The 13,816-nt window shown below is 57.3% G+C and carries 17 protein-coding genes; 7 read left to right on the top strand and 10 right to left on the bottom strand.

Annotated elements, in window-relative coordinates; genetic code table 11:
- Positions 1 to 21: 21 nt before the first annotated feature.
- The 3 genes from BGIM_RS0108860 to BGIM_RS49395 all read right to left on the bottom strand — a co-directional run bounded on the left by BGIM_RS0108860 (position 22) and on the right by BGIM_RS49395 (position 3,734).
- Positions 22 to 1,800: a 3-keto-disaccharide hydrolase gene (locus tag BGIM_RS0108860; protein ID WP_157368688.1), complete on the bottom strand. Its 1,779-nt coding sequence runs from the start codon at positions 1,798 to 1,800 to the stop codon at positions 22 to 24.
- 1,110 nt (positions 1,801 to 2,910) lie between these two features.
- Complete coding sequence (locus BGIM_RS49400; protein WP_020469430.1) at positions 2,911 to 3,201, bottom strand: helix-turn-helix transcriptional regulator; 291 nt, start codon at positions 3,199 to 3,201, stop codon at positions 2,911 to 2,913.
- Between the two features lie 272 nt (positions 3,202 to 3,473).
- Complete coding sequence (locus BGIM_RS49395; protein ID WP_157368686.1) at positions 3,474 to 3,734, bottom strand: helix-turn-helix domain-containing protein; 261 nt, start codon at positions 3,732 to 3,734, stop codon at positions 3,474 to 3,476.
- Between the two features lie 526 nt (positions 3,735 to 4,260).
- Here BGIM_RS49395 and BGIM_RS0108820 point away from each other — a divergent pair.
- On the top strand, positions 4,261 to 4,557 hold the full coding sequence (locus BGIM_RS0108820; RefSeq protein ID WP_020469427.1) for a hypothetical protein: 297 nt from the start codon (positions 4,261 to 4,263) through the stop codon (positions 4,555 to 4,557).
- Between the two features lie 159 nt (positions 4,558 to 4,716).
- Here BGIM_RS0108820 and BGIM_RS0108815 read toward each other — a convergent pair whose 3' ends face one another.
- Entirely contained in the window at positions 4,717 to 5,469 is a 753-nt protein-coding gene (locus tag BGIM_RS0108815) for a TIGR02996 domain-containing protein (RefSeq protein ID WP_020469426.1), read from the bottom strand.
- Positions 5,470 to 6,660: 1,191 nt separating this feature from the next.
- Entirely contained in the window at positions 6,661 to 6,915 is a 255-nt protein-coding gene (locus tag BGIM_RS0108795; RefSeq protein ID WP_084759802.1) for a hypothetical protein, read from the bottom strand.
- A 250-nt stretch (positions 6,916 to 7,165) separates the two neighbouring features.
- Here BGIM_RS0108795 and BGIM_RS0108790 point away from each other — a divergent pair, with 250 nt between their 5' ends.
- Both BGIM_RS0108790 and BGIM_RS0108785 read left to right on the top strand, forming a co-directional pair.
- A complete protein-coding gene (locus BGIM_RS0108790; protein ID WP_020469420.1) occupies positions 7,166 to 7,369 on the top strand; it encodes a lipase chaperone in 204 nt (67 codons plus the stop codon).
- A gap of 54 nt (positions 7,370 to 7,423) precedes the next feature.
- The gene (locus BGIM_RS0108785; protein ID WP_020469419.1) at positions 7,424 to 7,666 is read left to right on the top strand and encodes a hypothetical protein; all 243 of its coding nucleotides are present in this window, start codon (positions 7,424 to 7,426) and stop codon (positions 7,664 to 7,666) included.
- Between the two features lie 95 nt (positions 7,667 to 7,761).
- On the opposite strand, the gene BGIM_RS0108780 is transcribed toward BGIM_RS0108785, so the two are convergent.
- On the bottom strand, positions 7,762 to 8,550 hold the full coding sequence (locus BGIM_RS0108780) for a hypothetical protein (RefSeq protein WP_020469418.1): 789 nt from the start codon (positions 8,548 to 8,550) through the stop codon (positions 7,762 to 7,764).
- A 169-nt stretch (positions 8,551 to 8,719) separates the two neighbouring features.
- On the bottom strand, positions 8,720 to 8,980 hold the full coding sequence (locus tag BGIM_RS49385; RefSeq protein WP_040887690.1) for a helix-turn-helix domain-containing protein: 261 nt from the start codon (positions 8,978 to 8,980) through the stop codon (positions 8,720 to 8,722).
- 154 nt (positions 8,981 to 9,134) lie between these two features.
- On the opposite strand from BGIM_RS49385, the gene BGIM_RS0108770 reads away from it, so the two are divergent.
- The 3 genes from BGIM_RS0108770 to BGIM_RS0108760 all read left to right on the top strand — a co-directional run bounded on the left by BGIM_RS0108770 (position 9,135) and on the right by BGIM_RS0108760 (position 11,602).
- Positions 9,135 to 9,620: an SWIM zinc finger family protein gene (locus BGIM_RS0108770; RefSeq protein ID WP_020469416.1), complete on the top strand. Its 486-nt coding sequence runs from the start codon at positions 9,135 to 9,137 to the stop codon at positions 9,618 to 9,620.
- Between the two features lie 195 nt (positions 9,621 to 9,815).
- On the top strand, positions 9,816 to 10,307 hold the full coding sequence (locus BGIM_RS0108765; RefSeq protein ID WP_020469415.1) for a hypothetical protein: 492 nt from the start codon (positions 9,816 to 9,818) through the stop codon (positions 10,305 to 10,307).
- A 332-nt stretch (positions 10,308 to 10,639) separates the two neighbouring features.
- Positions 10,640 to 11,602 carry a ParB/RepB/Spo0J family partition protein gene (locus BGIM_RS0108760; RefSeq protein WP_020469414.1) on the top strand — a complete coding sequence of 321 codons (963 nt, stop codon included), beginning with the start codon at positions 10,640 to 10,642 and terminating at the stop codon, positions 11,600 to 11,602.
- A 572-nt stretch (positions 11,603 to 12,174) separates the two neighbouring features.
- Here the strand turns inward: BGIM_RS0108760 and BGIM_RS0108750 are convergent.
- The 3 genes from BGIM_RS0108750 to BGIM_RS0108740 all read right to left on the bottom strand — a co-directional run bounded on the left by BGIM_RS0108750 (position 12,175) and on the right by BGIM_RS0108740 (position 13,494).
- Positions 12,175 to 12,684, bottom strand: a complete 510-nt coding sequence (locus BGIM_RS0108750; protein ID WP_020469412.1) for a hypothetical protein — start codon at positions 12,682 to 12,684, stop codon at positions 12,175 to 12,177.
- Positions 12,685 to 12,796: 112 nt separating this feature from the next.
- Positions 12,797 to 13,072 (bottom strand): phage tail assembly protein T, encoded by a 276-nt coding sequence (locus BGIM_RS0108745; protein ID WP_020469411.1) that lies wholly within the window; start codon positions 13,070 to 13,072, stop codon positions 12,797 to 12,799.
- A gap of 26 nt (positions 13,073 to 13,098) precedes the next feature.
- On the bottom strand, positions 13,099 to 13,494 hold the full coding sequence (locus tag BGIM_RS0108740) for a hypothetical protein (protein WP_157368684.1): 396 nt from the start codon (positions 13,492 to 13,494) through the stop codon (positions 13,099 to 13,101).
- 99 nt (positions 13,495 to 13,593) lie between these two features.
- Here BGIM_RS0108740 and BGIM_RS65770 point away from each other — a divergent pair.
- On the top strand, positions 13,594 to 13,816 hold a 223-nt coding region (locus BGIM_RS65770), incomplete at its 3' end, for a hypothetical protein (RefSeq protein ID WP_193788952.1).

Here is a 13,816-nt window from a genome sequence, read left to right as displayed (position 1 = left end):
ACCAAACCAATCAAACACCGTTTAGCGATTTGATTTGGTTGTTTGATAGACTGTGTAAATAATGTTTGCGATCACTGCCGCGTCCCCAAGATCTTTGTCGATCTTGTAAAGCTCCTTCAAAATCAACTCTTTTGCCGCCTCTTGTGCGAGATTTGCAATGTCAAGTCTGCCGTCGATTGCCTGAAGCACCAATGCCTGTATGAGCTTGGCGTTATAATTCGTGTTCTTTGATTTTGGCAACGACTCGATGAGGGCGGCCGCGATCACTCTAATAAGCTGAGACTCCGACTCCTGCCTTAGCGAATTCCATGCGCGATCCCCCAAGCCATACTCTTGTGCCGCCATGTAGCCAAGGCCGAACAACACAAACGCAGCGGCGAAATCTTGCTGCGTGGTTCTCTGGCCCGACCGTTGAATCACAATTGGCCCGACCGGATGCCGCGGCGTGATCTCCGTGAACTGTATGTCTTTGAAGACAACTTCTTCGGGAGCGCGGATGGTTTTGTATCCGCCATGGAGTTGGAACCCGATGATGCCTTCCTTTGGCATCGCCGGATAATCCGTGTCCGTAACTGTTTTGCCGTTGATTTTCACTGTCACATGCTTGCCGACACAACGAATGTTCATGTGGTTGAACCCGTCATTTTTCCATTCGTTCTTGACGATGTCCGCATCCGCTTTGTATGAGGGATTGCCCGTCGGCTCGTGCAGGACGCTTCCGGGCGGGTATGCAAACGAGGCGTCTTCGATTTCAATTTGAGGGCCGAACAGCGAGAACTGCGACGGATCACGATACCAAGACCGAATTTGAACGCCGGTGTTGCCAATCCCGCCTTTCCTACGGACTTTGAACGACAGTTCAAAGTCGCCGTAGTAGTATTCGCTGCACAGGAATGTGTGCTTTTGGTTTCTCGGGGGCGGGGTGCCGACAATGGCCCCGTCGACAACCTTCCAATAGCCGCCAAGACCACGCCAACCGGTGAGATCCTTGCCATTGAAGAACTTGGATTCCTGGACAGATGAAGACTTCTGCAGTTTGACTGACTTAAAGAACTGTTGGGCAATCTCGGATTGATGGAACTTGAACTTGGCAGAGTCCGATCCCGTCACCCCCAATATTTCCGATCCGCTCGCCCGTAAAAAATAGACGTAATCGCCGATCAAATAATGGTCAGTCTCCGCTAACTCGCGAAAGCGAGTTTTTGCGACGGTATTCTCTTCATAGACGACAGACTTCAACCCTTTGTTTTCGCCGAGTGAGATCTCACTCGTTTTGATAAGCTTGACATCATTAATCACACTCAAAATTCCCGGTCCCGACTTTCCGATTTGCTTGCGATCATTTTCAATCTTCGCGTTAATAAATTCTTTAAACCACTTTTGCGGGTCGTCTGCTTTCTTCAGTTCTGCAACGACGGGGTAACGTTGGATGCTGAGAAGGCCTTGAAGCCCTTTGTCAAAATCTTCGTCGGAATCTGTTGACGCCCTTGGTCCTCTCACTTTGACCTCGACACCCTTCGGGAACGTGACCAAGATATTACCGTCGGACAGGATCGTGCCACCAGTCTTGATTTTTTCCTGCTTCCAAATGACGACACTCTTGTCTTCGGCGTCACCCGTGGAGACAAACAACAGGCCAACACACCAAACCACAATCGCACGAGTCCACATTTTGGTCTCCATCCAGAATTGTTTGACGAAACTGTCATGAGCTAGTATGCCTGACGGCGAACATTGGCTGATTGTCTTGCTAAACAATCCAGTCGTTTGGCAGTCAGCAACTTTCCCGGCATTGCCCAATCAACGAATCACTCACAACCTAGCGGCCATGAGAGTTTTGGTCAAAACAAATCTTCGTATTCGCTCAACGTCTGCCGCATGAGATCCAGGGGCTACCCCGACTGCCACGACTGAAACATTCCTTTGAAATTGCGTGAGTGTCCGGCGCCGGACACTCACGCAATTTCACTCCATCATGAGTTCAAAAGTCATCTGCGGGCGCAGGGCGGCATCCCTCTGATGATGATTCTTCCCGCGGCCTTTGCCCGCCTTCACGGCGGGGCCTCGGGGTGGAATCACATCAGCGCGCTTGCCGTTCCGACACTGGCCTTTAATCTGGGATGACACTATCGGCCCCGGATGGACGGGAACCGCATGACCTCAATATCCCGACCCCTTGGGCCGGGCACGATTTTTTCCCGCCTGAGCGGGTCATCACTTTGGACCGGGACGCTGCCGCCTTGTTGGACCGCACCAACGGACGCAAGGGCCGTCCGTCGAATCATCTTGTGCGTGGACTCGCTTTCGCCTTGCAGCCCTCTACTACCAACGCGTTGCACCGGAAAAACCCGCCATGAGCGGGAAATCGCTTTCGAGGAAGTCATCTTGGGGCCGACCTGTCAAGGCCCCCGCCGGCCGTCATCTCCCGTTCGGGAGGGTTGCCCGCCGCCGTTCGCCGTGATCGCGGCTCGCGGAGGCGGTTCGTTGATTCGATGCCGGTCAACCCCCGGCTTGGGCCGGGATTGCCAAATGTCGTATCGATCCGGGAGCCTTTTGAATGGGAGGCGTCCCTCAAGAACCCGGCCAGGTGTTCCATTTTCAACCGCCCGTCTGTCGGCGGCTCGGGTCAATGTCTGGCAAATCCAACCCGTTTCATTTCCCTCGGGTGTCCGGAAACCAGTCTCCTCGCGGAATCTCCACACAACTCCATAGGCATGCTCGTCTCCGGACAAATGCACGGACGCGCGGAATTCCCGTGCGTGGGAAGGGAGATGTGATTTGGTGGGGCGAAGCAACGATGCTCAAACAAATTCTCTGTCCGGATTCGGACAGAGAATTTGTCAGAACGTCAAAAGATTGGGGCGATGGAAGTGAAGGGAATTCGGATGGTTCCTTCGTTTTCCCGACACGTCAGGCGGCCGCATGAGTGTCCGGCGCCGGACACTCATGCGGATTGAGACCTTTTTTCCTGTGCCGGCCGGCCAGCATGTTGGCGGTGGCCTCGATCTCCAGCCCGTCCCAGACACCCATTGAACATTCCAAAGCCCGTGAGAGTAGCTGCATGACCGGAAGGGTGGGGATTCTCTTCCCACGCTCCAGCGATTGGATTGTGTTTGGCGTCAGGCCGGCCTTGAGACTCAATTTTGCCTGGCTCAAGCCGGCCTTGATCCGCATCTCTCTGAGTTTCTGTCCGAACGTCATTTGATTCTCCGGGTGTGGGACCGGCCCGCAAGCCGGTCATCAGGTTTGAAATCGAACTGGATCGTCAGGGGTTGGGTGTCCGGCGCCGGACACCCACTGTTAAGCCGTGGCCTTTTCAGGCTTGGCGTGAATACGGTCGTGACACTGCGTTGCGGTGGCGTGGGTGTCCGGCGCCGGACAACCAACCTGCTTTGGGGGCGGTTATTCAGGTTTGGCATTAAAAGCATGGGCGGCTTCGCGTGGGTGTCCGGCGCCGGACACTCGGAACCCATTCAATGCGATTTGAATCCGGCTACGACCGGAGCCGCGGCCTTCGCCTCTTGTTTGTCCGGCTCCAGTTCCAAGCCGTCCCAGATGCTCATGGAACCGCCCAATACCCGGCTGAGCCGGAGCAGGTTCGTCAGCCTCGGCCGCCGCTTGCCCCGCTCCATCGAGCGAATGGAGCCGACCGGCACGCCGGACGCCTCGGCCAGTTTGGGCTGGCTCATCTTGAATTCTTTGCGGAGCGTCTTCAGTCGTTCGGTGAACTTCATGGCATGGTCCTCAATTGGGGGATGAGACACCATAGTCACCCTCACTCTCCGGACTCGGACACTTGGCGAATGCGATCAGGGAGGCGAGGCGAGGACAGCCCGAGGAAACCGGATCAGCCGGAAGACGGGCTGACGGAAGTGGTGGGTTAATGTTGAGTGTCCGGCACCGGACACCTGCCTGGCCCGAACGCTCATGATTCTTGCCAAAGATGAAAAATCACACGGTGATGGGAATCAAAGACGGCCGCTTGAATTACCCGGCTATTGTGCGGTGTGACAAAAAGGATAGGGTGGAGTTGAGCCCGCCGAAGGGTTCCGGCTGATGTGGGCGACAGTCGCGGATTCTCGGCGGGCTTCTTCATTTTAAAAGGAACGTTCAGGGTGGGACGCTGCTCCCGACCTGTTCCCCATCAATCACCAAAACGATCTGACCTTCTCAATTCCAATTTTTGTTTGTTCATTCTCAGGACAGTTTTATTACAATATGTTAATATTCTGGGCAAACCATCATCGTGCGTGACTGACCATGTCGGACCCGCTGATTCAAGCCTTCATCGACCGGGTCAGAAAGAACCCCAAATATCTGGCCTGCCCGATTCTCACATGGGTTTCGGCGAAAGAGGTCAGCCAGGCCGGTCTGGCCGGCCTCTTGGGCCTTGACGCCAATCAGCTTCAGGATCTTTTGATCAGCCGCTCCCCGGTCAGTTGCGAACAGGCCGCCGCGATTGCGGCTCACTTTGGCCGCGACGGTTGGCGGGAGTTCATGGCCGAATGGCTCTGTGACATTTGCAGATTGCGAACTTCCGGAGAACCCCTGACTTAATAGTTCGGGTTGGACGCCGTTTGATGAGACGGGCGGCCGGGCCGTGAGACCGACCGGCTAGGAGATGGCTGACAGGAAGGCCGGGCAAGCCTTGCGATTGAACACCCGCCGTTTTTCAAATCCCCCCGGCACACCCTTCTGACATATTCAACTCGTTGTTCAGACGGGCAGCCCCGCCAGGCGTCGTCCTCTCAAGACGCAGGCGCGTGAAACACGCTCGGCAAGCCACACAACAAATGCCGCCTGGCTTTCAGCCCGGCACAACCCGGCAAGGCAGGGATCACCCAGCCAGACCCGGCGGCCGGCCTGCCACAGATACAAGCTTTGGGAACCGTCCGATTTTTGTTCCGTCCACAAGCATTCCGCGACGTCGTCCAAGACGACTCGAAGCACCGGATGCAACGCGAACACTATTTCCGCGACGTCCGCGAACATGGCGGCCGGACAGCGAATTTCCTCCACAAACCCCCGGTTCCAGACAAGCCCGAGCGTGCCGGGGCAGTGGCGGTCGTCGGTGTGATGCAGCACGGGAACAGATTTCGTTGTCTCTCGCAACCTCGCACCGCCCGCCCACTCGTCCGCTCGATCCGGGGACAACAACTCCCGCACCCGCTCCCGTCGGGTACATTCGCCGCAGGCACAGACGGGGGTTCCCCGAGGGTGACGGTCAAAGGCGGGAACGGGCTGGCATTGCAAACGAATCAGTTCGGCGCGTTCGTTCCGGCCGTTCGCGGCCAGCCAGGCGGCATAAGCTTTTCGGGGAGTCTCGTCATGAGGGGTGCGCAACACCGCGGCCAGCATCGCCTCGCTCACGTCCAGATCGGAGAGAACAGTCGACGGGACGGAATAGATTTCGCCGCTGTCGACGATATTGCGAAGAGTCAGGGCGGAAGGGATGGGCAAAGGGTTCATGGAAGTTCCAGAGCGAACCGCCGGGGTGAGAAACCAACATCAATACCCTAATGCCTTGCAGCCTTTGTCTGAACCAATCCGAAAGCAATTCCGAACGCGAAATTACGGCCCGGCCGAATTTCTTTCATTTTGAAATGACAAACATTCCTTTCTTCTTCTCGACGGACGCTTGCCCGAAATGATGGCGGTCATCGCCCTTGCTCCGTCTGATGACCCGCGGGCCGCCGCGTCCTTTCAAGACGGCGAACACCCTGAGATTGCGAAGGGAATGCCGGCATCCGTCGATTCATGCCAGAATTGGCTTGCTTACCATCCGAATCTGGTTACTTTGCCGTCACGGACACCGGACCCAAAAGCCGGGAGCGTTCGTCAGACCGGGGGAGTTGCGAGTCCTTGCCCCGGTCACTTTTGTTCCGGGTGTCCGGCGCCGGACACTCATGGGAAAAACACCCGAGGATGGAAAAGGCATGTAACCCGCCCGTCATCCTGCCAGTGGCTTCGGGGAAAACGCGAGGGGGGTACGGAGTTTCCGGCCCCCCCCTGTTTGGGGGAGGATGGTAGGGAATTTCCCTACCACCCACGGGCTTTGATCACGGTTCTTTTATCCTCGGGTGTCCGGATCGGACCCGCGAAAAATGTGGGCCAAATTTGCAAACGCGGTCTTGGGGCGTCGTGATCTGAGGCAACACAGGGCACGACACCCCCAAGATGCAGAAAACACTTTGCGACCCAAAGTGTCCGGATTCGGACACTTTGGGTCGCAAAGTAAAATGGCAATAAAATGGCCGGGCGAACCCCCATATGATTCCCCGGCCTTGTGGTCCCAAGCCGAAAAAGAACCACCACAGGAGCATATCTGACAAGTTCGGTTACCGCAATCACTTTCTCAGTTGTCCGGCTCCGGACACTCACGGGGCCGGCTGAATGATTGGAATGAAAAAAAGGAGCGGCCCGAGCTTTCGCCGGGTCGTTCGTGAATGGCGTCGCCGGTCGATTGTTCAACGGCAAGTCATTTTTGAGGACGGTCAATTGCGGCAGCTTCGCGAGTGTCCGGCGCCGGACACTCGGGGAACGGCGACAGCGCGGCCGGTCTGGACGGGGGCCTGCCCAAAGACATCGTTCAGGAAGTCCTCGACCGTTCCCCGCTTCCATCCCTTCGCCTCCAGTCTCTTCCAATTCTCTTCGCACATGTCACACCATCTTTCTTGGTTCAACGGGCATCCGTGCGGAGCGTCCATTTGGACCGGGCGGCCGCAATCTGACGGCGTAGGTGATAGCCCCGGCGACCTTGCCGGACGTTTTGCTCAGGTCGATCAGAATCCAGCCGTCGCGAAGCAGATCGCACAGGCGTTGATATTCGGAACTTCGCACCGGCTCGCCCATGATGTCGGTGGAATAAACGATCACCAATTCATTTGCGTCCGGTTCTTTGCTTGCTTCGCTCATGAATGACTCCGATGTCTTGAACGCGAGGAGAAGCGGTTCGACAATCAGTCCGGGCATCAAACGGATTCATAAGTGTCCGGCGCCGGACACCCAGAGGAAATTCAGATCCCGGCCAAAGCTTTCCCCGGCGACTAGGAAAATTTTCGATTCAATGAGGCAAAAGCAACACCCATGTTTTAAAGTGTCCGAGTCATCTCTTTCCGGATTAGGAAAACTTCAAAACGATGTGTCAACACGGAGACTCGCCACCATGTCAATCACTGAAGAATGCGTGCTTGAATCGCCGTTACTGATGAAAAAATTCATCGACGCGAACAATTTGAGCTATTATGTCGCGTATCTCAGGGCAAAATCCTTTGAGACACTCACGCCGGAACAATGGGCCGCGCTTGAAAAGATGGTGGATGATGACGAATCTTGGTGGAAAACCCTTCGTACTTGTGTTGAATGGTGAGCCGAAATTCAGATTCCAAGCGTCCGGCGCCGGACTCCCGTAACGGTAATCCTCATGAACAATCTTTCGGGATCGCCCTCCCCAAATGAAGTGACAATCTCGTATTTGTTGGATGCCTTCGGGGAGCCCGTGCGGGACCAGGAATATGGACGACTGGCCCGGTTGCTCAATGAGGGTTGGGTTTTGCGAAAGCTGAAGGAGGCAAACTTGCCCGAAGGCCACGTCTATAGCGTCACGCTTGAATGTCCCACAGTATCCGTCAACGAACCTCCAAGCCGCCGGACACCCGAGGATTGATTGCTTATTCGTGAAGTTGTCCAAGATTGCGAGTCATCGATTTGATCCGTCGTGAAATGATTCACGTTTGCCGGGTTTGATGGGGCTGCGACAAACTAACCCTTCACACATAGTTTGCAACGACAAATTTCCCGTCCTCCCCTCCAAAACTGCCAGGAGCGGGGAATGGAATATTTGAACGTGAACAATTCCCAAGCCGAACCCAAATGCTTCCAAGCGGGCACATTGGCAATGCTCGCCCGGCACCGGATCTTGAAGTCCCCCTCGCCCAAGGTGTGTTTGAGCAAATCATGTCGGATGGTGAAATTTACGAAGTTGAAAAAGCCTCTTTCGTGATCGGGAGTCAGATCGTAAACAGGTGCAAACAGGCTGGCGTCTTTGCCGTCGGTATTTAACGGTTCGTTCAGTAATTTACCGGATTCGGCGTGTTCAAATCTCATGCTAGCCCGGCAAAGTACTCCCTTGCAATCCCGCAACGCATACCGTACCGAGATCTTGACGTGATCTTCGGCAAACTCAAGTCCGTTGATGCGGACCACCGGCTCTTGGTTCAGCCATTCATAAGCCTTGTAAAGTCCCCATCCAACCGCTCCGACCGCCGCAACCGCCGCCACGGCAGGGGCGGCCGCGGCCGCTCCGGCAGTGATGACGGATGCTTTCGCGGTCAGCACTGCCGCTCCAGCCAGGAGAGATCCTTGGATTCCGGCCCCGTTCGCTGCCGCGTTCCCGATGGCCTGCCCGACTTGGGCCGCCGTCCTCGCCGGCATGGTTCCGTTCATCTGCAACGTTTGGTTGGTGACGGCGCCAATCGCGGCCCCCATCGCAAGACCGGCCGCCTGTGCAGTCACAACATCAGCGACTTGCTCTTTCGTCTTGTCATCCATTGATGTCCCTGGGAAAGTGGCAGAACAAACAAGTGCGTTTTTTAAGGGTACTCGTTTGTTCTGCTCTTTGCCATTTGAATTTTTCGCAAGTTTCGCGGTGGTTGTCTGAGACCACGACCATCACTGTCTTGGTCATCTCGCGTGGGTGTCCGGCGCCGGACGCCCGTTACTATTCATCTTTCTTGGGCTTTTTGGGTTTCCGCGTATTGGCCAACATTTTTTTTGTCATCTCAATGTCAAGACCGTCCCACACACCTATGTTCTCGCCCAATGCCTTGGTAATCAATTGAACGACCGCAAACGTGGGATGTCTCAAACCTTGTTCAAAACCTCTGATTGTACCCGTTGAAACGCCCGAAGCTGACGCCAAAGATTCCTGCGTCATGCTTTTGGCTTCTCGAAGTGTCTTCAATCGTTCTCGGAAAAGCATAAAAATCCAATACTACTGTTGTTGCACATATGCCACTGTTGTTGTACAATCGACCATAGGCCCGTTTGAATTTACTTCGGGTCAAAAAAGAGACCGGGCGAGTGGTGGAACACTCCCCGGCCGTGGCAAACACCTTCAGTAAAAGGCGTTCACAATGAAACAGTTTAGCACCCGCGCGGCCATCGCACCACGTCAGAGGGCGGCCCGCAAAGAGTCATCGGCGTTCCGGGAGCCGGTCCAACCCGCAACCCTGTCATGCGTGCGACGGTCCGAGTGCGGCCGGTTCGCGCTGGTCCGCGATTGCTGCCGGCGGGAGAATGTTCCCGGCCTGATCCGGATCGGCTCGGATGAATACACGTTCTCCGCCGTCCCGGTCTGCTCTCCGGAAGTGGTGGTCTGCTTCCGGCTGGCCAAGCAGAACGATGACAAGTCCGACCCGGACGGGCACACGGTCACGATTCTGGACCATTCCGCCGATTGCACCTGCGGGGACTTCATTTTCCGCAAGGCGGCCGGGGGCGGGTTGTGCAAACACCTCCGGGCCGTCCAAGGCCTTGACATGGTTCCGGCGGTTCACAACACCCCGTCCCCGATTCCCGAGGGAACCGAAGATCCCTTTGCCGGGGTTTCCCTGATCTGATTTCCCGGTCAACCAGCCGACCGTGAAGCCGGGTGTCCGGCGCCGGACACCCGGCCCGATCCCGCCTTTCACGGCCACAGCCATCACGCAGCAACACCCCTCGGGTGTCCGGCGCCGGACACCCATTCCCTAACCACCCGGCCGGCGCGTCGTCACGCCCCGGCCCCGACCAGCACAACACACCGGAAAGACACCATGACCGCCACGAACAACGGAAAACCACATACCGCCGCCAAGCCAGAAACCCAAGCCAAACCGGCGGCTCAACAAATCAAAAAGCCGCGCAAGTTAACCCCGAAAACGAACTCCATCGGCCCGCCGCACACGCCGGGCGAGCCAATCGTGATCCGGGACGGGATCACTTACAACCAGATGACCCGGTTCTTCGAGCGTCTGGAAAAGCTGCTTCTGATGGACTGGCATTGCGTCAACGTCATCGGCAAGGAGCAGGGAATCTTCCTGGCCTGCCAGCGGGAGAACCGGCCCGGCTTCGCCGTGCAGGTCTGGGCGGTGGGGGGAATGCACCAACGCCAGACGATCTACGACATGAGCGACCGGTCCGCCTTCCCGGCCGCCAAGTCGGGCGTTCGTCCGCTGTGGGTCGATTACCTGCTCAACCCGGAGCATGACGACAACACCGCCTTCGAGCCGGATTACCCGATGGACAACCCCGACGACGGATTCTGATTTTCATCCTCGGGTGTCCGGCGCCGGACACTCAGGGACATGGAGCAAAGGTCAAATGGCCATCACACTGACGCTCGCTTGAATTGGACTCTTTGGCCAAGTTTTGTGTGAGTGTCCGGCGCCGGACACTCACACTCCGCTTCAAGAGGGGGGGGGGTACGGAGTTTCCGTCCCCCCTCTTGCGTTTCCCGTCTCCCCCGAATCAGACCGGTTGCGCTGCCTGAAGGCGTCCGGGCCGGAAAACCGGCTGCCCTATGTTCTGGGTGGAAAGACATCCGCCCAATGACGGGACACGGAATCACTTACCCCCCGGAACAGCAGGACACAAGATCATGAACAGCACAAGTCAGACCGAGGACGGATTGAGCCTGGACGACATCACCATTGACACCCGGCTTCAATTCCGAACCGGACGCGGTCCTTTCGGCTGCGATCAGGAAACCATCGAGCGTTATGCGATGGAGATGAAGGAGGGGACAGATTTTCCGCCGATTCTCATCGTGGAACTCTCGGAGCAGTTTGAGGACCACCGGCCGGAAACCTTGCTCCTCGTCGGCGGTTTCACCCGTTATTGCGCCGCCCAGGCGGCCGGACTGAAGTCGCTGGCCGCCCGCATTCGTTCCGGAACGTGGGCGGATGCCCAAAAGATGGCCTACTCCCAGAACAGTGACCACGGCCAGCCCCGGAAGCCGAACGATCTTCGCCGGGTCATCGAGGCCGTGCGGGCCGACAACCCCGGCATTTCCATCCGGGAAATCGCCAAACTGGTTGATTGCTCCAAATGGATGGTTCACAAAATCATCGGCGTCGCCAATCCCAAGACTGCCGAACCGTCCGGGTGTCCGGCGCCGGACACCCTAACACCGCCCGAGGAGAACCGAACCGAGACGGAACCGGAGAACGTGGAAGAAACGGCTGACTCGGCGGCTTCTTCCACGGCCGACGGGAAGCGAAAGCGGGCGAACAAGGAGGAGGAAGCCGGCGATCCCTTTGCCGAACTGCGAACGGATCATGGGCAGTTCCTTGATATTGCCGCCTCATTGAGAGCCTTGCTGAAACAAGTGGCGGGACTCAAAGAACGCGAGAGCGGCGCGGCGGTCAAGTACGGGGTTTGTGAAAAGCACATCGAGGAATGCCGTCGGCATCTTCTGAATTTTAGCCCCAAGTATGGTCTGACCGACGCGGCCCGCGCTCTGCTGGACGGGAAAGATCCGTCGCACGGACGCGGCTGGCTCACCGCGATCGAGGCCGACCGGCAGCCCGCCGAGGTGATAAACGCTTGCTCGAAGTTTTGAATGTCAATGAGAGTGAGTGTCCGGCGCCGGACACTCACTCTCACATTGCAACCGCTCCGCGGATACGCTATGGTGAGCGTGCGGACACCGGACCCAAAAGCCGGGCGCGTCCGTCAGGCCGGGGGAGTTGCGAGTCCTCGCCCCGGCCATTTTTCTTGAGTGTCCGGCGCCGGACACTCAAGAAAATTTACAATCAGGCCACACCATTTTCTTCAGCCGTCTTCGGTCGCCGCAAAATCACAACGTAGTCGAACACATCATTGTTGGGTGTTTTCCGAAGGTCGATCAGAGTCCATTGCTGTTTCATCAGTTTGAGAACCAACGGATAGTCTCCCACCCCGACAGGGTTCCCTTGGGCATCCAGAGAGTATCGCAAAAAGAGATGTGAATACGACGATGGTTCTGGCAAGTCTTCCATGGGGGCAGAAGGAAAAGCAAGCGTCCGGCCCGGACATCCTGAATCGGACACCCGAGAAGGACCGACAGTTGTGTTCCGTTGTTTTAATCTAACCGGAGGAGCGGCCGGGTGCAATCCTCGGGTGTCCGGCGCCGGACACCCTGCGAGGTTTGTATCATCCCACCAGAAGAACCAACACATCCTCGCCGTCGGTCATGTCCGTGTGTCCCGGCCCGAAATTGACGATCTTGCCCGCAATCAACCCCTCATCGTCCACGCCGGACGGGTCAAGGTGAACAATCTCTGTGTCGCCGGTCTCGCCAGCGGCTGCGATGAACACCTGTTTCGTTTCAGTGGCCGGGTATGGCGTCCAAAGCGGACCGACGACCGCCATGTATGTCCGGCCCGGTTGCAAGGCATCCTTGCCGGCCGAAACCATCCAGCCGGTGGCGTCGATGAGGTTCTCCCATTCACCGGAAGGATTGAGCCCCTGCACGTCGGAACAGGCATAGTAAGGAGTCGTCCCGTCCGGAAGCGTGCCCTGCAAATCCCCGCACTTCACCACCCTCGGCGGCGTGGTCGGCGTGATCCGGTGAGTCTGGCCAAGCGAAGGCTCGCCAAGTTTGGCGACCGTTTCCATCACTTGGGCGATTGTTCGTTCTTTCAACAGGTACACATCGGCCATGTTGTCACCCCTCGGGTGTCCGGCGCCGGACACCCACGCCTTTTGTTCCAGAACATTAAAACCAATTTCAAACCGTCTTTTCCTTCCTCGGGTGTCCGGCGCCGGACACCCGTCAGGTTCCGGCCAACGCCGGGCAATTGGTTCGGAAGTAAGACAACAGTTCGTCGTTTGCCGATTTGATTGCTCGCTTTGAATGGGGTGGTTCAGACCGCGTGAAGTCTTGCGTCTTCGTCTTCACGCCGTTGACCCGCCAGAGGGTGGCTGTCAGTTCCGCCATGCGTTCGTCATCATGGATCGGCCCGAACGGCTCGCAGGCGTAAAAAGCCTGCCATCCGACCCACTCCGTCGAGGACAGGTATTGTTGCAACTCCTCCACGCTCCGACCCATTGCCAATGCCAGCCGGAACGCCAGCCTTAGTTTTGGGTCGTCGCGGACGGCGATTTTCCCGCCGCGGCCGCCTCCCCGCTCAAGGTGTTCAAGGCGTCGATTTCGTCGCCGAGAATCTTCCCCGCGATCCCGCTGACCGACTTGACCAGCGAGGCCATGTCATCCTTGTTGTTGTGGTCGAAAATCAACACCCCCTGTTCGTCACACAGGCACAACGCGAGTTTGCGGGCGCCGATCTCGGACAGTTTGTCCCAAAAGCCGGGGGCGCCCTTTTGTGGCATCTCCTCCACCCACGACAGGAAAACCGACCGGTCTTGCATCGACATCCGGCGGATGCAAACCTCCCCGCCCATTTCGCCGTCCGGCAGGGTGATCTTTTTGACCAACGGAACACCGCCGAGAATTCTGTCTTTGTAGTTCATGATTGCCTGTTGTTCGCCGATCAAAGGAACGGGTGTCCGGCGCCGGACACCCGAGGATCTTACTGTCCATCAGGACTTTTAGGGGGAAGGGCAGACATCATGGCCGCTTCGGAAGACGATGTGGAGTTCTCGGTCAACGCCAACCTGGCCGGCTTGCTGGCGTCGCTCCAGCGGGCCGGGGAACTGGCGACCAAATGGGCCGACCAGATGAGCGCCGCGGCGAAGGCCGCGAAAGACGCCGCCGAGGCGTCCGCCAGCCAGATGATGAAGACGCACGCGGATCTGGCCAAGTCCTACGAACAAACCGCCTCGCGGGCCGAAC

Source organism: Zavarzinella formosa DSM 19928 (assembly GCF_000255705.1).
Lineage (GTDB): Bacteria > Planctomycetota > Planctomycetia > Gemmatales > Gemmataceae > Zavarzinella > Zavarzinella formosa.
The sequence above is the reverse complement of the archived record's forward strand: the minus strand, read 5'-3'. Positions and strand labels throughout refer to the sequence as shown.